Annotated in this window: 18 protein-coding genes; 14 read left to right on the top strand and 4 right to left on the bottom strand. The window is 37.2% G+C overall.

The window, feature by feature from the left end; translation table 11 throughout:
* Positions 1-7 precede the first annotated feature (7 nt).
* The 3 genes from HMPREF0766_RS06180 (at position 8) to HMPREF0766_RS06170 (ending at position 3,655) form a co-directional block, all read left to right on the top strand.
* Positions 8-1,873, top strand: coding sequence for a CocE/NonD family hydrolase (locus HMPREF0766_RS06180; RefSeq protein WP_002994667.1), 1,866 nt, complete (start codon positions 8-10; stop codon positions 1,871-1,873).
* 186 nt (positions 1,874-2,059) lie between these two features.
* Positions 2,060-2,533: an Lrp/AsnC family transcriptional regulator gene (locus HMPREF0766_RS06175; protein ID WP_002994666.1), complete on the top strand. Its 474-nt coding sequence runs from the start codon at positions 2,060-2,062 to the stop codon at positions 2,531-2,533.
* Between the two features lie 27 nt (positions 2,534-2,560).
* Positions 2,561-3,655 carry an EamA family transporter gene (locus tag HMPREF0766_RS06170; RefSeq protein ID WP_002994664.1) on the top strand — a complete coding sequence of 365 codons (1,095 nt, stop codon included), beginning with the start codon at positions 2,561-2,563 and terminating at the stop codon, positions 3,653-3,655.
* Between the two features lie 109 nt (positions 3,656-3,764).
* On the opposite strand, the gene HMPREF0766_RS06165 is transcribed toward HMPREF0766_RS06170, so the two are convergent.
* Entirely contained in the window at positions 3,765-4,064 is a 300-nt protein-coding gene (locus HMPREF0766_RS06165) for a YgaP family membrane protein (protein ID WP_002994663.1), read from the bottom strand.
* A 141-nt stretch (positions 4,065-4,205) separates the two neighbouring features.
* Here HMPREF0766_RS06165 and HMPREF0766_RS06160 point away from each other — a divergent pair, with 141 nt between their 5' ends.
* The 9 genes from HMPREF0766_RS06160 (at position 4,206) to HMPREF0766_RS06120 (ending at position 11,632) form a co-directional block, all read left to right on the top strand.
* On the top strand, positions 4,206-5,051 hold the full coding sequence (locus HMPREF0766_RS06160) for an ATP cone domain-containing protein (protein WP_002994662.1): 846 nt from the start codon (positions 4,206-4,208) through the stop codon (positions 5,049-5,051).
* An 8-nt stretch (positions 5,052-5,059) separates the two neighbouring features.
* On the top strand, positions 5,060-5,806 hold the full coding sequence (locus HMPREF0766_RS06155) for an LOG family protein (RefSeq protein WP_037459966.1): 747 nt from the start codon (positions 5,060-5,062) through the stop codon (positions 5,804-5,806).
* A 410-nt stretch (positions 5,807-6,216) separates the two neighbouring features.
* Positions 6,217-7,446 (top strand): hypothetical protein, encoded by a 1,230-nt coding sequence (locus tag HMPREF0766_RS06150; RefSeq protein ID WP_002994660.1) that lies wholly within the window; start codon positions 6,217-6,219, stop codon positions 7,444-7,446.
* Between the two features lie 42 nt (positions 7,447-7,488).
* Entirely contained in the window at positions 7,489-8,421 is a 933-nt protein-coding gene (locus HMPREF0766_RS06145) for a hypothetical protein (RefSeq protein WP_002994659.1), read from the top strand.
* 113 nt (positions 8,422-8,534) lie between these two features.
* Complete coding sequence (locus HMPREF0766_RS06140) at positions 8,535-9,032, top strand: hypothetical protein (RefSeq protein ID WP_002994658.1); 498 nt, start codon at positions 8,535-8,537, stop codon at positions 9,030-9,032.
* Positions 9,033-9,070: 38 nt separating this feature from the next.
* The gene (locus tag HMPREF0766_RS06135) at positions 9,071-9,568 is read left to right on the top strand and encodes a hypothetical protein (protein ID WP_002994656.1); all 498 of its coding nucleotides are present in this window, start codon (positions 9,071-9,073) and stop codon (positions 9,566-9,568) included.
* 19 nt (positions 9,569-9,587) lie between these two features.
* Positions 9,588-10,085, top strand: coding sequence for a hypothetical protein (locus tag HMPREF0766_RS06130; protein ID WP_002994654.1), 498 nt, complete (start codon positions 9,588-9,590; stop codon positions 10,083-10,085).
* An 18-nt stretch (positions 10,086-10,103) separates the two neighbouring features.
* Positions 10,104-10,622: a hypothetical protein gene (locus HMPREF0766_RS06125; RefSeq protein WP_002994652.1), complete on the top strand. Its 519-nt coding sequence runs from the start codon at positions 10,104-10,106 to the stop codon at positions 10,620-10,622.
* Between the two features lie 86 nt (positions 10,623-10,708).
* Positions 10,709-11,632 carry a hypothetical protein gene (locus HMPREF0766_RS06120; RefSeq protein WP_002994650.1) on the top strand — a complete coding sequence of 308 codons (924 nt, stop codon included), beginning with the start codon at positions 10,709-10,711 and terminating at the stop codon, positions 11,630-11,632.
* 164 nt (positions 11,633-11,796) lie between these two features.
* Here the strand turns inward: HMPREF0766_RS06120 and ispE are convergent, their stop codons facing one another.
* A complete protein-coding gene (gene ispE / locus HMPREF0766_RS06115; RefSeq protein ID WP_002994647.1) occupies positions 11,797-12,606 on the bottom strand; it encodes a 4-(cytidine 5'-diphospho)-2-C-methyl-D-erythritol kinase in 810 nt (269 codons plus the stop codon).
* Between the two features lie 157 nt (positions 12,607-12,763).
* Here ispE and HMPREF0766_RS06110 point away from each other — a divergent pair, with 157 nt between their 5' ends.
* Both HMPREF0766_RS06110 and HMPREF0766_RS06105 read left to right on the top strand, forming a co-directional pair.
* Positions 12,764-13,300, top strand: coding sequence for a DUF2975 domain-containing protein (locus HMPREF0766_RS06110; protein WP_002994646.1), 537 nt, complete (start codon positions 12,764-12,766; stop codon positions 13,298-13,300).
* A gap of 2 nt (positions 13,301-13,302) precedes the next feature.
* Entirely contained in the window at positions 13,303-13,515 is a 213-nt protein-coding gene (locus HMPREF0766_RS06105; RefSeq protein WP_002994645.1) for a helix-turn-helix domain-containing protein, read from the top strand.
* Between the two features lie 148 nt (positions 13,516-13,663).
* Here the strand turns inward: HMPREF0766_RS06105 and HMPREF0766_RS06100 are convergent, their stop codons facing one another.
* Both HMPREF0766_RS06100 and HMPREF0766_RS06095 read right to left on the bottom strand, forming a co-directional pair.
* On the bottom strand, positions 13,664-15,280 hold the full coding sequence (locus tag HMPREF0766_RS06100; protein ID WP_002994644.1) for a RagB/SusD family nutrient uptake outer membrane protein: 1,617 nt from the start codon (positions 15,278-15,280) through the stop codon (positions 13,664-13,666).
* A gap of 11 nt (positions 15,281-15,291) precedes the next feature.
* Positions 15,292-18,360, bottom strand: a complete 3,069-nt coding sequence (locus HMPREF0766_RS06095; RefSeq protein ID WP_002994643.1) for a SusC/RagA family TonB-linked outer membrane protein — start codon at positions 18,358-18,360, stop codon at positions 15,292-15,294.
* Positions 18,361-18,379: the final 19 nt, after the last annotated feature.

Raw genomic sequence — 18,379 nt, 5'->3', positions numbered from 1 at the left:
ATTCCTTATGAAATTAAAAGCGACTTTTTTATTTTCTTTTTTTGTCCTTTATATCCATGTTATTGCTCAGGATATATTGACAGACTCTGCTTATGTGCGTGAGCATTACACCAAGGTCGAGCAACTTATACCTATGCGGGATGGTGTAAAACTGTTTACGGCCATCTATATTCCTAAAGATACAAATAACAAATATCCTTTTCTGATAAACCGTACCCCCTATACTGTTTCTCCATACGGAGCAGATCAGTACAAAAAAACGCTTGGCAATTTTCCCGCTATGATGCGTAAGGGTTACATATTTGTCTATCAGGATGTAAGAGGTAAATGGATGAGTGAAGGAACTTTTGAAGACGTCAGACCTCAGCAAAGTAAATATACGTCCAGGAAAGACATCGACGAGAGCACGGATACCTACGACACTATTGACTGGCTGATTAAAAACATCAAAAATAATAACGGAAAAGCAGGTGTATACGGCATTTCCTATCCGGGATTTTACTCTACAGCCTCACTTGTGAATGCACATCCTGCACTGAAAGCGGTTTCGCCGCAAGCGCCTGTGACAGACTGGTATATCGGAGATGACTTTCATCACGGGGGCGCTTTATTTCTGATGGATGCATTCCGTTTTATGTCCACTTTTGGCGTACCTCGTCCGCACCCGATCACACCGGATAAAGGGCCAAAAGGATTTGAGTTTCCAATCAAAGACCAGTACCGCTTCTATCTGAATGCCGGAACGGTCAAAAATCTGAAAGAGACTTATTTTGCGGACAGCATCAAATTCTGGAATGATCTGTTTGCACATCCCGATTACGATCAATTCTGGAAGAGCAGGCTGATTACGCCTCATCTGACCAATGTACAACCGGCAGTAATGGTGGTAGGTGGTTTTTTTGATGCAGAGGATGCTTACGGAGCATTCAAAACATACCAATCTATAGAACAGCAAAACAAGAAGAATAACAATATACTGGTCATGGGACCCTGGTTTCACGGCGGCTGGGTCAGAGGTGATGGCAGCTCCTTTGGAGATATTCAGTTTAATCAAAAGACCAGCATCCATTATCAGGAAGAACTGGAATTGCCATTTTTCGAATACTATTTAAAAGGTCAGGGTAATTTCAATGCAGCTGAAGCCAACATCTTCCTTTCGGGAAGCAATGAATGGAAAAAATTCAGTTCATGGCCTCCAAAAGAAACGCAGCAACGGAATCTCTATCTGCATCCGAATGGCAAATTATCCTTTGATAAAGTACAGCGCACAGATAGCTGGGACGAATATGTAAGTGATCCGAATAATCCGGTACCTTTTCAGGCTGGTGTATGGGATAGCCGTTCACGTGAATATATGGTAGATGATCAGCGATTTGCCTCTACGCGACCGGATGTCATGACCTATCAGACGGATGCTCTTTCTGAAGATATGACGTTGACCGGACCGGTAATCGCCAATCTGGTTGTATCCACTACCGGAACTGATGCCGATTATGTGGTAAAACTTATTGATGTATATCCGGAAAATAGTCCGAATAATAAAAATACAATGATGGCCGGATATCAGATGCTGGTCAGAGGTGAGATTCTGAGAGGTAAATACCGCAATGACTTCTCCAAGCCGGAAGCTTTCGTTCCAAATCAGATTACTAAAGTCAATTATACGTTGCCGGATGTAGGGCATACATTCAAAAAAGGACATCGCATCATGATACAGATCCAAAATTCATGGTTTCCTCTCGCGGACAGAAATCCGCAGAAATTCATGAATATCTATGAGGCCGAACCTCAGGATTTTCAGAAGGCAACCCAACGTATTTTTCATGATGTACACAACAGTTCTTATATCACATTACCGGTGCTGAATAATTGACGGCACCGGCATCAGCATATACAGGATTATAAATGGACATATTAGCTCTGTAAGCGTTATTAAATCAGTATTAGAATAAAAAGACATCCGCATAATATTCTTAACATAATTTTAATGTCAGAATTTTATTCATAATTATATACAATATTTTGAATATTATTCAATAATACTTACCTTTGCACCAGAATGGCAAAAGTAGAATATAATTTAGATCAGATTGACCTTCAGATCCTGCGTATTATGCAGGACAATGCACGTACAAACAATGCAGATATTGCGCGAGAACTGGGCATGGCTCCTTCCGCGATTCTGGAACGTGTCAAGAAGCTGGAACAAAAGAATATTATCTTACAATACAATGCTAAGATCAATCCGGCTGCTGTAGATCAAAAATTGTTGTCTTTTATCTTTATCAAGGCAAATGACATTATCGGTGAACAAGGTGTAGGCATATTACTTGCCGAGATTCCTGAAGTACAGGAAGTACATGATATCGCCGGAGATGACGGATACCTGATTAAGGTAAGAACAAATGATTCTTCTGGTCTTGTCGATTTAATGCGTAATACTTTTTCGAAGATCGACGGAATTATTTCTACCCGCACGACGATCGTTTTACAAACGGTCAAAGAAGAACAAAAAGTGGTGATTCCTGAATAACAGGAGTAAATAAAGGAGGTATTTATCATGCAGGCAAATGCAACATTAAAAAAATCGAACCATGGTGCCATGGTTATCGCAGCTTATGCAGTCGTATATATTGTATGGGGATCTACATTTTTCTTCATTGAAAAGGCACTTCAAAGCTTCCCTCCCTTTGTATTAGGTTCATTGCGTTTTATAACAGCCAGTGTTATTTTAATGAGCTATTGCAAAATCAAGGGATACAAACTCTTTCAAAAGAAAGCTGTTCGTGACGCATTGGTTGTCGGATTTTTACTATTATTTATTGATATGGCTGCTGTTATCTGGGCAGAACAGCATATATCCAGTGGAATAGTAGCAATTATGTCTGCTGCTGCAGCTATATGGTTTGTACTGTTAGACAGATCCAAATGGAAAGAGAATTTTACCAGTGTTCCTACTATTGTCGGTCTTTTTTTAGGCTTTCTGGGCGTGGTGATGTTATTTGGTGAACAATTGATGATATCCGATGGCTCTTCTCAGAAAACAGTCCGTGTACTGGCGATGATCGCTATGGTCGTCGGATCTATATCCTGGACTGCAGGATCATTGTATTCTAAATATAGTGCAAAAAAGGAAAGCAAACCAGCAGAGCAAGCTGCTGATCAGAAAGAAGACCTTCATGTCATGGTCAAGACTGCATGGCAAATGGTAATCGCCGGTGTTATGTTTACGATCGTAGGATTGAGCAATGGGGAATATGCCAACTTTGATTATACAACTGTAACTACCGCCAACTGGTGGGCATTAGCTTACCTGATTGTATTTGGATCTATTCTGGCATTCAGCTCTTATATCTGGTTGCTACAGGTCAGACCGGCTACTGAAGTGAGTACATATGCGTATGTCAATCCGATTGTGGCGGTCATACTCACCTACTTTTTCTCAGATCATGTTGTGACCAGCTTGCAGATTTCCGGATTGGTGGTCGTATTGATCAGTGTATTATTAATGAACTGGAATCTGTATAAAGATAATACGACGGTAGTGGCTATACGCAACAAAGGTTTTAGAAGAAAATCTGTTATCACCCCAAAAGAAAGTCTTCGCATACAGGATGTAGAATCCGACAAAAGAACTTCAGAAGCAATTCTTTAGATATAAAATAAGTGATGTTATTTTATAGTATAATAACAAAGCCATTGCAGATCTGCAATGGCTTTGTTGTCTATCATGCTTTCGGATCGCACTTCGGATCCTGTCGGTATTATTTTACAAAATAACGATGCTCGATTACAGTGACATCCTGTTCACCTGTAGCTTTCGCTATCGTATCTTTCACTACGCATTTACCTGTTACCCCTCTCCAAACCAGAGCACCGCCCAAAGTTAATGTAGAAAATCCGGTCAACGGACTTTTGAAAATATTACGAATACCGATGCCAAGAATAAACCCTCCTGCTACCACAGACAGTACACGCTCTGAATTGCCGACATTTCCATCAACACAACCTGTGTCTAATTTATCCTTGACTTTTTCTAAAGCTAAATTCAATATATTGCTCATAATTTGCTCCTTTATTATAACTTTATAACAAATAGTCCTATTTTATGTTTTGAGGAGAATCCTAAAATTTAGTTAAATTTTTCAAACCATATCGCTCAGGACTTTAATGATCCTGGCGATCAGTATACAACAGAACAATTTATGCAGGTAAAAAAACATTCGGGAGAGTTAGTTCCCTTCGAACCAAATAGTCTGAAACAGTCTCTTTCCAGATCAGGTGCAAGTGACCAGGATGTAGAAAAGGTATTTCAATCCATACAGCAAAATCTTTATGACGGCATATCAACTAAAGAATTGTATAAGCTTGCTTTTGATCTGCTCAAAAATCAAAGAGATTCTTATGCTGCACGATATAGTCTCAAAAAAGCATTGCGTGAATTAGGTCCTGAAGGTTTTTATTTTGAAAAATGGATCGCCCGTCTCTTTGCAGATGAAGGATACAAAAGTATTAACGGTCAGACCGTACAGGGACATGCGGTGTCACACGAAATAGATGTAGTAGCACTCAAGGGCGACAAAATGCTGGCTGTAGAATGCAAATTCAGAAATGATATCGAAGCCAAAATTTCGGTGACTACGCCTATGTATTTTATGTCAAGGGTCAAAGATATCAGTAATCTTCCTTTTAATTTCTTTGGCGGTGAATATACTTTTACTGAAGGATGGCTTGTCACAAATGCGTATTTTACATCAGATTCTACGGATTTCGGAGAATACTACAAGATGAATCTGCTTTCATGGAATTATCCTAAAAACAGCAGCATCAAAGTCCGTGTAGATGACAACGGACTCTATCCGGTGACCTGCCTAACCTGTCTGAGCGATACTGAAAAAGGGATGTTACTCAAAAATCAATGTATACTGGTAAAAGAATTACTTGATAATCCCAGTATTCTGCAAAGTATACATGTAAATCCTGACAAAGCTCAAAAAATCCTGAAAGAAGCAAACGAACTTGTGAACAGTCCAGTAGAAACTGAGCATTAATGCCGTATATGAAGAATATATTTTTAAAAGAAGAACAGAAGTTTATGGAAGGAGCCCGCAGCAGGTGGCGGGAACTTAAATATGTAGGCGGAGTTGTGTATCAGTTTATTAAAGGATTCCGTGCCCTTCATTTTATCGGGCCTTGCATTACTGTATTCGGATCTGCCCGGTTCAAGGAAGATCATCCCTATTATGCTTTAGCAAGAAAGGTATCTGCAGAGGTTTCCAGACTGGGTTTTACGATTATGACAGGTGGCGGGCCCGGAATAATGGAGGCCGCCAACCGGGGAGCAAGAGATGCGGGAGGACCTTCTGTAGGTTGCAATATTGTACTTCCGCACGAGCAACATCCCAATCCTTACCTGGATAAGTATATCAATATTGAATATTTTTTTGTCCGCAAAGAGCTTCTTCGCAAATATTCATTTGGTATTATCACACTACCGGGAGGATTTGGCACTCTGGATGAACTTTTTGAAACTATTACCCTGATCCAAACGGGTAAAATAAAAAAGTTCCCCATCGTAATTATGGGACTGGAATATCACCGGCATATTCAGGAACACATTGCTATAATGGCAGAAGCAGGCACAATCAGTCCGGATGATCAGGAATTAATCTTATTTACGGACGATATCGATGAGGCTATAGGTCATATCAGAAGACATGCAGAAGAAAGTCGTATCCTGAAATTACAGCCTCCTAAAAAAGCAAGCTGGGTGCTTGGCGAAAAGACATTGAAGAAACAGGCTTAATCAAAAGCATGTTATATGGTATGAGCGTAATGCCCGTACCTTGTATGAATATTCTATAATTCATTTTTCAACCTCTATCCTATTTTATCGGGAACTCTCCTTAAAAGGAGAGAAAAACGGCGTTCAATATCATACACTTTCTTAGTTGGCAAGAATATGCCATTGTATAAGTTGATAATACCAACTTCTATTGAATTTCGTAGTTTACAAATATTTTTACTCCTAAATAGGCATTATCAGCTATTCGTATTCCATTTAAAAGCTATAAAGAACTCTTTCATCGTATCACCCTCATTTTCAGGAAAAATTTCATAATTATAACCTGAGGTTATAAGATATTTGTCGATATTTTTTTTATTTCAATTTAATAAAGATACATTTGATGATAACTATTAAAAACCTGTTTAATTATGAAAACTAAATTAGTACTCATTTTTAGTTTCCTGGCCTGTCTGTATGGGTGTAGACAAGATCAGCAACTGGAATTAAATCCTCAAACAGAAAACTCACAATCTCTTAAACTGGATTTTGAACAAAAAACCGGATACAATGAAAAGGATATCTACTTTCTGAATCCAAACTTTAGAACTTCTATTAAATGGAGCAGGATTATATGGAAAAGTACGGATACGGCTTACATCAAGGTAAATGTATTGGATGAGCTTTCATATCCACTCGGGGACACCGTGATTTCACTACAGGATCAGGTATGGATCAAAGCATTCAAAAACAGTAGCAAAGAATGGAGATATTTGCTGCTGACTTTTATTCCTGTAGAAACAAAGAAAGCCTTTTCAGGAACGATTATCTCTTCATCTATTCTGTCAAACAGCACAAAAATAGCTACCTTTAGTAAGGGTGAAAATATTAGAAATTTGGATCAGAAGCATGTAACTGCTATTGAAAAGTATAATAGGAATATGGGCTCTTTAGTCAAAATGGCAGCAGGAAAGAAATGTGTATATGCTTATGTGAACGGACAGCTCAATCAGATCTCCTGTACAGATACGGATGAAATTGATGACGGAGACGGTGGAATTTATGATGATCCACCACCCAATCCGGGTGACTATTACCCGACAAATCCACCAATAGGCGGTGGTGTTGATACAGGCGAACAAAAGGAAGAAGATAAAGTCACAGACGACTTAGATGATTATCCATGTGCAAAAAATATATTAAAGCTTCTGCCAAATTTGAAAACCGATATTGCAGCAAGAATGAATCAACTATTTGACGGTGATAAATATAATGTCAATTTCAATGCATACGATTTTAAAAATCCTAACATAGATGGAAAAGCTTACATTGGAAACCGAAGAGCTACGCAACAGCAATATACTGTAAGTTTGGACTCTACATTATTAAGGAATGCAACACAGGAATATATTCTAGCCACTATGTACCACGAAATGATTCACGCTTTCTTTTTTGCAGAAGAAAAAGCTGATCCGCAAAATTTTGGTCTTCGTTATCCCACTATTCATCCTTATAATGTAGCGGGAGTTACAAAGTATAAAGCAGTTCAAAATCATTCTGATATGATTAATATTATGTATACAATTAAACAGGCAATTTTGAGCTTTAATCCGAGCTTCCCTCCAGAAAAAGCTGAAGCTTTGGCAAAACTAGGAATATAGGAATAGTGGAAATAAATAATACAGAATTACAAATTAATCAAAATGAGAAAAATGCAACACAAAACAGAAGTGGTCAAAAATGTCCTGATTAGTATCTTTATAAGTTTATTCTCCGTTACAGCACTGGCTCAACAGACCAACTTTTTAATAGACCTTGATTCAATAGCAGAAGAGTACTCCGTAAGCCGTTTTTCTTTATCTACTCGTGACATTTATGGCACTAATGATTCTGTCTATCTTTTTAATATAATGCCAAAATATATAGAAAATCCCAGAGAGAATCCTGAATTTGCAAAGGATAGAATAAAATATCTCTTCTTGTTTGCTGTCTTCCCAACATTAAATTCGGATGAACAATGGACAACATATGAAAAATTCCCTCATAATATTAATATTCTAAGTTTTAATCAGCTTTTAGCAGATGGACCATCAAATATTGAATTAAAAAATGAGCCAAAAATGCCTGATCGGTATGGAATACTTATAAAGAAAGGCCAGAAATATTACAAATCAAACATATCTTATATGCAGACATTTTATCTGAATAATTATCCAAGTGCTTTTAATGTTCCTGCAAACGTAATTAATATTAATCAACAACCAATATCGATAAAAGATATGGAGAAAATATATGAAACAAATTATAAAGGGAGAGATTTACCGATAATTCCAAATGTTTACCCAGAAGACTTTGATAATATGGGATTAGAGCGTTTTTATCTGTCAAGGAAATTTAGGATTAAGAATATGGATGCGTATCAGTTTTGGACCTTCAAGCCCAGATATGGAGTAAGTCACGGAGAAAGTTGGGAGCAGGGAATTGATCGGTTTATCTATATACCTGACAAGGGAATTGTAGGAGGTTCTTTTGACTTTTACTTCTACTATCATCGACAAAAACTGGGTATGACAACCTTAGATTTTAAAAACAATATTAAACAGGAAAAAGTAATGCTTGCTGAACAATATAAGTAATAGCGTTTCATCATATATCTTAACATCATTAATAGGCCGATCCTGTCAAGAAATAGACCTATTTTTTGGCTTAGCACTAATTGTAAGAAATAGCAATATTATAAAGAAAAAAAATGAAAAAAGCAATCATATTCTTACTTGCAATGACCCTTCTAATAGATTATGCAGTTTCTCAACAAAAGGACCCTAATCCTGGTTTTGCTGAGTTTAATCGCAGTTTTTCTAAAAATTTTAAATATCCTTTTCAATTAGAAGATAGATGTATTTCAACTGTAACTTTGATGATGGTTACATTTCGTAGTGATGGAAGTGTTGACTTAATTGAGTTTTCAGATAGTGTACTTGACCAATTTAAGAATGAGTTTTTTAAAGTAAAAGATAAAATAGACTTTAAAAGTGTATTTAATGATATTATTAATATAAATCAAGAGAATAAAGTAGTTGTTATTCCCATATTTATAGAATCTGAAAAAACCGGTCCTTTAGGATGTGAATCTAATATCATAGCTTCGGATCTTAAAAATCTCTATAATTTCTCAGGAAAGCCTATATCAGGAAATTATTACTTATACTCTAGTCTTTATATTATCAATGCAGTTGTATTAAACTAAGGAAAACAAAAGTATTTATTTCAACAACTCTATTCTTTATGAAAAATATAATCTTACTATTCTTTACACTTACTTTTTTAAACACTTTTGTTTCAGCTCAAAAAAATAATGATTACAAAGGTTACGAAGCATTTTACAAGAGCTTTAACACCTATTTTAAATATCCTCAACAGTTGTCCAAGAGGTGTATTCCAGTATATACCATAATGATGATCAAGTTTGGAAAAAAAGGAAATATAGATTCAATACAATTTTCAGATAGTGCATTTCCACAATTTGTAAGTGAAGTTATTAGAATAAAAAATAATTTGAACTTTAAAAGCATTTATAATGATCTGGTTGATAGAAACAGAAATAATGATGTTGTATTAATTCCTATACATATTGATATTGAACAGATAGGAGGATGCAAATCTACTATCATACCGCAGGACATAGTAGATTTATTTAAGTTTTCAGGAGAAAGATTAACGGGTAATTATTTTATGTATCCGGGAATTTATTTCAAAAATTTTGTTGGGATACCCAACTATTAATATAGTAACCGTTGAGTTTATGAAAGGAATTATTCTATCATTATTTGCTATTCTCCTATTTTTAGAAGGAAGCTATGCCCAACAACAGAATAAAGATTCAAATTTTGCAGAATTTAAACGGAGCTTTGTTCTAAATTTCAAATATCCGTCAGAACTGGATAACAAATGTATCCCCACATTGACACTTATGTTTATTCATTTTTCAACTGATGGCAATGTAACAGCCATAAAATTTTCGGATAGTGCTCTCCCTCCATTTGTGAACGAAATGCTCAGAATAAAAGATAAGCTAGATTTTAAAAGTATATATAAAGCCGTAAGTAATAACAATAAGGAAAACAGAAATATTTTGATACCTATACAGATTGATGCAGACCAGAAAGGTGATAACGGGTGTTTATCAATTGTGAATGAAGAATCACTAAAAAAGCTTTATCTTTTTCAAGGACAGCCAATTTCAGGCAATTATTATCTATACAAAACCTTATATCTGATTGATCCTGCAAATTCTTTCTAAACAGTTTAAATTACTTGCATGAAACACATTTTAATTTTTAACATAAAAAGTATCATTACAACAGTAATGATATTTATATATACTAATACATCTGCTCAAAATATTACGAAACATGAGGGATTCGACAGTTTTTATAACAGTCTTAACACAAATTTCAAATATCCCAACCAGTTAGCTAAACGTTGCATCCCTATTTTTACAATGATGTTTGTCCAGTTTAAAAATAATGGAGATATAGATCATATTAAATTTTCAGATAGTGCATTTCCACAATTTGTAAATGAAATATTTAGAATAAAAGACAAATTAGATTTTAAAAGTGTATATAAGGACATCGTTAAAATTGATACCAATAACGAATCTGTACTCATCCCTATACATATTGACATACAATATATTAACGGCTGCAAATCTGTTATTCTTCCAAACGACCGGTTAAATCTTTTACATTTTTCCGGAGAAGAATTAGAGGGAAATATTAATATATATCCGGAAGTTTATATTAAAAATTATGTGGGACGAGTTCACTACGATTAATCAGTAAATATGGTAAGAATACTCTAATTTTTCTTCCTATAAAATCTGAGTATTCTTACATAAAAGTATTTTTAAGGAGTAAAAAAATGCAACACAAAACAGTAGTAGTCAAAAATGTCCTGATTAGTATCTTTATAAGTTTATTCTCCGTTACGGCACTGGCTCAACAGACCAACTTTTTAATAGACCTTGATTCAGTAGCAGAAGAGTACTCCGTAAGCCGTTTTTCTTTATCTACTCATGATCTCTATGGAACTAATGATTCTGTCTATCTATTTAATGTAATACCGAAGTATATAGAAGACTCCAAAGAAAATCCTGAGCTTATAAGAAACAGAACTAACTACGTATTCTTATTTACCGTCTTTCCTACATTAAATTCAAGTGAACAATGGGTTTCATTTGACAAATTCCCAGACCACTTTAATTTACTAAGTTTTGACAAACTTTTAACAATTGGAGGGAGATTTCTTTATTATGAAAATCGACTAAAAACACCTGAAAACTATGGTATTATTCTAAAAAAAGGAGATAAGTATTTTAAATCTGCAATTGGAACTCTACAGATATTTTATATTACAGATTTTCCTAATGAGTTTAATATCCCCAAAAGTGTGATTGACATTAATCAGGCATTAATTACAGTAAAAGATATGCAAAATGTATACAAAAACTTTTATAATTATACTGACCTGCCAATTGGCCCACGTTCAAATCCTAAACATTTAATTAATAATAATATTGAACGTTTTTATCTATCAAAGAAATCACATATTAAAGGAAGAGATGCATACCAGTTTTGGACTTTTCAACCCTGGAATGAAATCAGTGATAATATAAATTGGGAACAGGGAATTGATCGGTTTATCTATATACCTGGCAAGGGAATTGTAGGAGGTTCTTTTGACTTTTACTTCTACTATCATCGACAAAAACTGGGTATGACAACCTTAGATTTTAAAAACAATATTAAACAGGAAAAAGTAATGCTTGCTGAACAATATAAGTAATAACACTCTGAAATTCAGAAAAATAAGACAATAAAAAAATCAATTCTTACAGGAGCTGCAGACTTTATTATTTACGTCTGCAGCTCCTGGACGATAAAACCCTTATCCTGATGAAGTTTATATAAATATCTTTGCAGCAGAAATTTTAATTTCAAGCGTTGATATTACAATATGGTCGGGTAATACACCTTTCCGAATTGCTGCAGATGATCTACATTAACCTTCTCTTTGAAAATTGCATATACCGCTGACCCTGAACCGGACATAGAGGCATAGATTGCTCCCGACTCATAACACGCTTCTTTCAGGGATTTTATTAACGGGTATCTTTCAAACAGACCGTCTTCAAAATCGTTTCCGATCAAAAATTTCCATTCCTGCACCGGAAGTCGTACCGCTTCTTTGAGATTGATATCGGATACCTGCGGAGAAACATTAGCATAAGCCTCAGCAGTGGAAATATGGATATCAGGCTTTATCATGACGATATAATACGAACTCAGATCCAGTTCTACCGGTTCAAAGGAAGTCCCGGTATCATAAGCGTAGACGGGCTTGTTTTCGATAAAAAACGGACAGTCTGCCCCTAACCTGGCTGCATACGCACACAACTGTTCCGTTGTTAACTTTAGTTGAAAGCTATCATTTACAGATTTGAGGAAAAAAGCAGCATCTGCAGATCCACCACCCAATCCGGCTCCGATCGGAATATGCTTATGTAAATAAATATCAAGCTCCGGAAGTTGAAAATTCTCCTTCAGAAGATCCAGTGCTTTCAGACAAAGATTTGTACCTCCTTCCGGGATATGAATTCCTGAAGCATGCAATGCTGTTTTCTCTTTTGCTTCCACAAACTCCAGAACATCATATACGGGCAAAGGGTAAAATACGGTTTCCAGATTATGATACCCATCAGCACGTTTTTCTACGATGTGCAAACCTATATTGATCTTCGCATTAGGAAATGTAATCATACAACGAAATTAGGAAATATTTTAAATGTTTTGAAGGCGGTTACTATATTAAAAAGGCAAACAATAAAAAATAAAATTTTACTGAATTAAAATCAAAATTTATTGTTTATCAATAATTATTTATTACATTTATCCTATTATTATAAACTTAAAGGTTATGTCAAAAGCAAACAACTTCGTATTTAAAGCCTTGTACATTGTTACATGGATAATTTTTATCGGCTTGTTCATTGAAATGATAGGCTTATTTGTAAATTTTCTTTTCAGCATTTTCAAGCCCGAATTTGTCCCCAAACTTTATCAAAAGCTGGACTTAACGATGATGTATAAAGAGAATAAATTCGGTTTCTATGGAATCTACGGCTTTATTTTAACTATTTGTTACTTAAAGACAAGTCTGTTTTATATACTCCTGGAACTCATGCATAAGATAGATTTAACAAAACCATTCAACAGTTTAGTTTCCCGCCAGATTCTATTGATTAGTTATTATACGCTTTCCACAGGACTAGTGATCTACATTGGCGGACAAATCACCAAAAGATTAGTGCAGCATGATAGTATTGCCGGCAACTTAAATCAATTCTGGACGGATGGCGAAGCCTTTATTCTGATGGGAGCTGTAGTCTATATTATCGGGACGATTTTTAAAAAAGGAGTTGATTTACAAACCGAAAACGATCTTACGATATAACTATGCCGATCATTGTAAACTTAGATGTTATGATGGCCAAGCGGAAAATGTCGCTCAACGAGCTTTCAGATAAAGTAGAATTAACGCTTTCTAACCTTTCCATTCTCAAAACAGGAAAAGCCAAAGCCATACGTTTCAGCACATTAGAGGCCATCTGCAAAGCACTCAATTGCCAGCCTGCAGACATTCTTGAATACATAGAAGATGCGGAGTGATCAAATTATAAATGGAATATCTGCGGATCAGACTTTCGGATATATCTGATTCTTATGCCCCCTGTTTCCTACAGCCGGCCCTGTAAACAAAAAAAAGAGCCCGTTAGTACTTACTAACGGACTCCTGTATTGTGTACGGTTTGTTCTATTAATTATAGCCTTGATTCTGAGGAAAGACAGCATCAGAGTTCGCATCAATTACTTCCTGAGGAATTGGCCATAGCTCATTTCCTTCTTTAATTGCTGCTTTTGACTGTGTATTTAATTCTTTCACTCTTCTCAAAAAGACTTCTCTTCCAAATCTGGAAAGTGTAATTCTTCTCATTTCTTCACCTAACAGTTCTCTTGCTCTTTCATCCAGAAGGTAGTCTATGTTAACCTGTGCAGCGGAGGCCGGTGTAGCTTTTGCTCTTGCTCTGACCACATTGATGGCATCAGCAGCTAATCCCGGATTACTCTTCTGCAGATACGCTTCAGCCAGTAAAAGGTATGTCTCTGCAAGGCGCACTTTTACACGGTCTTTCATATTACCTTCAAATGCCGGATTCTCTGCAGTCTTTCCATAGAAGAACTTGGTTGTTGTGGCAAAGACGTTACCTGATTCTTTGATTTCTTGTGTAATATTGAGTTTAGTACCAAACAACGGGCTTTTCGGATCGTTGTGATACCAGTCTCTTTTGATATTATACTTAGAATTACGAACATCCTGCGCTTCATAACCATTCAGCCACCAGTCAAACGGACGAATATGTCCCAGACCACGACCGCCTAATGAATCAGCTAATACAAAACCTGTCTGTTGCGAGTAAAACGGTACCCAGGCACGTTTGCTCCAGTCTGTATACAGATCTCCACCTCCCTGGCTATTGTATTCTAACTGCATAGCCCAGATGGTTTCCTGATTTCCTGATTTACGGTTTTGATTTTTTTCGATAAACATATCATGAAAATAATCTCCGGCATTATCTTTTTCTACTCCGAATCGTTGATCATTCAGTTTAAAGTAACCTGAGTTGATAACGGCATTGGCCGCAATAATAGCAGAGTCCGGTTTATTTGCCCATAAATATGCTTCAGCAAGGTAATGAAGAGCTGCCCATTTCGTCAGTTTACCGTCTGCGACTGTATTCGGATTGTCCGGAAGATTTTCAGATGCATAGCGCAGATCCGTAATCATGTGCTGCAGTACCTCCGCTTTCGGAGTTCTTGTAAAATCTGTTCTCGGTGTTTCTGATACTTTATCCACCCATGGCACGTCTCCGTACAGACTTACCAGATAACGGTATCCGTAAGCTCTGAAGAAATCTGCAGTAGCACGCACTCTCTTCGGATCATTGACCGGATCTGTCCATTTGATATCCGGGTTGTCCAGTGCAGACAGGATCAGATTAGAATTTCCGATCAGTCCGTAGCTGAATCTCCAGTAATTACGTACATAACTGGAAGCCGGATTGAGGGTATAGTTGGAAAACGGAGCCAGGGTAGCGTCTGTACCTGTCGTCTTAATAGCGACAATATCTGTACCTACCTGCAGGGATTCCTGAGGTGTAGCACCCTGGGTAAAGAAATCATTAGTCCAGGTCTGAAACTCCAGTCTGGCAAAAGCATATAAACCCGTCAGACCGGTTTCAAAACCATTTGTGGTGGTATATGTATTGTCAGGAGCCTGAAACCCGCTCGTATCTTCATCCAAAAAATCTTTACTACAACCTGAAAGTGTTGCTGTAGCTAATAGTAAATATGTTATATTCTTAATTGCTTTCATGATCTAAACCGTTAAAATTGTACATTGACACCCAGTGAGAAAGTTCTCGCAGATGGATATGGAGACAGGATATTGGTATTGGTCGGATTTCCTGTAACGGTGCTCACATTTAATGCTTCCGGATTGAATCCTTTCACATTGGTGAAGGTATACAGATTGCGTCCATTGATAAATGCTCTTATCGATCCGATATTAAGTCTCTCCAAACGCTCACCGCTAAAGGTATATCCTAAGGATACATCACGGATTCTCCAGTATGAAGCATTCAGATAGTAGCTGTGGTTATTCACCGGTGTGTATCCCGGAGAAGGAATATCATTACTCGGACGCTCAGGAGTCCAGTACGCCATATCTGCCAGGTAGTTAGCCCCGTTATTAGGCAGGAAACGCTCGATATTTTTGAAATTGTCTTCTTTCGTTACATCAAATGCACCGTTCATAAATACGGAAAGAGAGAATTTTTTATACGTAAATTCATTTCCAAAGCCCAGTGTGTATACCGGTACTTTATTACCCATTACCGTACGGTCAGCAGCTGTGATCTTACCATCGCCGTTGATATCCGCCAGTTTCGCATCTCCCGGTTTTGCAGCCGGCTGATGTGAATTCGCAATATCATCTTCTTTCTGCCATACCCCTATCACTTTATAATCGTAGAATACACGAATAGGCTGACCGATCAGCCACGCATTCGTCAGATCATCTTTACCATCGCCTCGTAACTCTACAATCTTATTTTTGTTATAGGCAAAATTAATACTGGATGACCATGTAAAATCATCTTTTACAATGTTTTTAGTATTCAGACCTACCTCTATACCCACATTTTCAGTCTGTCCGATATTACTCATAATGGTATTGTATCCATTCATGACGGGTACCTGACGACTCATCAGCAAATCTGAAGTCTTAGCCTTGTAGAAGTCTATATTACCACTGATACGATCATTCCAGACACCAAAATCCACACCTACATTTAAAGAGTTGGTCGTCTCCCATTTCAGGTTTGTACTTCCTCTTCCGTTGTAATTCATAATAAGTCCATTTGATACAGTAGCTCCATCACCAAACAGATAATCTATTTTGGATAAGCGATTGTATGTTTGGTAAGGACTTACAGCCTGATTACCGTTTTTACCGTAGGAAGCTCTCAGTTTTAAGGTATTGATCAGTTCTGAGGTAAAGAAATCTTCTTTGGAGATTACCCAGGCACCTGCTACAGACGGGAAAAACGCATATTTATCATTTTTAGAAAATGCAGAATAACCATCCGAACGGCCTGTCAATGTCAATAGATAACGCTCTTTATAGCCATAATTGATCCTTCCCATATACGATATAAGTGCTGTATTAGTCAGACCAGAAGTTATCTTCTGGTTTTTGGCAGCTGATCCCAGATTGTTATAACCTACATCTGCTACAAAATCTTCCCCATACAGACGGGACCATTTTTCCTGAGACTCTGATGCAGAATATAATCCTACGATATTCAGTTTATGATCTCCAAAAGACCGGTCATAAGTCAGGAGATTTTCCCAGGTCCAGTCATACTTATTGTTGTTATAGATTTCACCTTTACCTCTTACTCCCATGCCGTTCAGTGTATTAGAGCCATAGTAGTAGGATTGTTCCAGATTTTGATAATTGGTTCCGAAAGTAGTTTTGAAACTCAGACCTTTGACCGGCAGTCTGATATCCAGAAAGGTATTGGCATATACAGTTCTTTTGATGTCATCATTAATACCGTTTTCGTCTGCAAAAGGATGCGGATACAACGTTTGCGCATACATCGGATAGGTCACGATATTGCCATTCTCATCTCTGTTGATTCCGTAAGGACTCATTTTTACGGCATTATCGATAGAAGGCTGTACACCGTTACGTTTACCCTGTGAAGCCTGTACTGCAAGTCCCAGTTTCAACCATGATGTCAGGTGCTGATTCAGGTTAAGGTTAAGATTAAATCGCTCAAACGGTGTGTTCTTTACCAATCCGTCCTGATTCAGATAAGCAACTGACGCATAATAGTCTGACTTATCACTGCCTCCGGAGAAACTCAACTGATGTTCGTGAACCGCAGCATTATCATTAAAGATCACATTCTGCCAATCCACTTCTTCTCCTTTTCTGTATTGCTGCAATACATTGGCAAACAGATAGTTTTCAGGATTCAACTGATCCCCTGTTTTACCTTTCGAAATCTGATAATCACGCATAAACTGAATGTATTCAGCTCCGTTCATCAGATCAAGTCTGCGCTCTACATTTTGTACACCGAAATATCCGTTGTAGCTCATGCGCGGTTTACCGGCCATACCTTTTTTAGACGTAATCAGGATAACCCCGTTTGCGGCACGGGATCCGTATATGGCAGTAGAAGAAGCGTCTTTCAATACCGATATGTTTTCGATAGTATTGGAAGCAATATCTCCCAGTGAACCACTGAAAGGAATTCCGTCTAATATAATCAACGGATCATTTGATGCCGAAATCGAATTTTCACCACGGATAGAAAGCGATGCTGTCGTACCGGGACGTGCATTACCGGTATTGATATTCAATCCGGATACTTTACCCTGCAGTTTGTCCACGATATTAGGTGAATTGATATTTTCTAATGATTTGGAAGATACCGTGGCAATACTACCTGTTAGATCAGATTTCTTCTGCGCACCGTATCCCACGATTACGACTTCTTCCAATGCTTCATTAGCTGATTTCATGACTACAGAAGCTACTGCCGAAGCAGGTAGTTCTATAGTCTCGTATCCGATAAAGGTGAAGACCAGTATCGCACTACCGGATGTAACCTTTAACTCAAATTTACCCTCATTATTTGTCGAGGCAGAATTTTGCGTCCCCTTCTCTGTCACCGTCACACCTGATAAGGGATTACCACCTTCATCTTTTACTGTTCCGGAAAGAGTAGATTGAGATGCTACGGAATAAAAATTAGTTTCAGTCTTTACCTTCGACGCAAAGGACTGATTCGGGAGGGCGAAAATGAGTGTCGGGCTCAACATTAAAAGCTTCCAGTAAAGCCTGTGCTGGTACCGCTCTGATAGCAACCTACTTTTCATAAAAATTTGATAATTTGTT

This window comes from Sphingobacterium spiritivorum ATCC 33861 (genome assembly GCF_000143765.1).
GTDB classification, from domain to species: domain Bacteria; phylum Bacteroidota; class Bacteroidia; order Sphingobacteriales; family Sphingobacteriaceae; genus Sphingobacterium; species Sphingobacterium spiritivorum.
The sequence above is the reverse complement of the archived record's forward strand: the minus strand, read 5'-3'. Positions and strand labels throughout refer to the sequence as shown.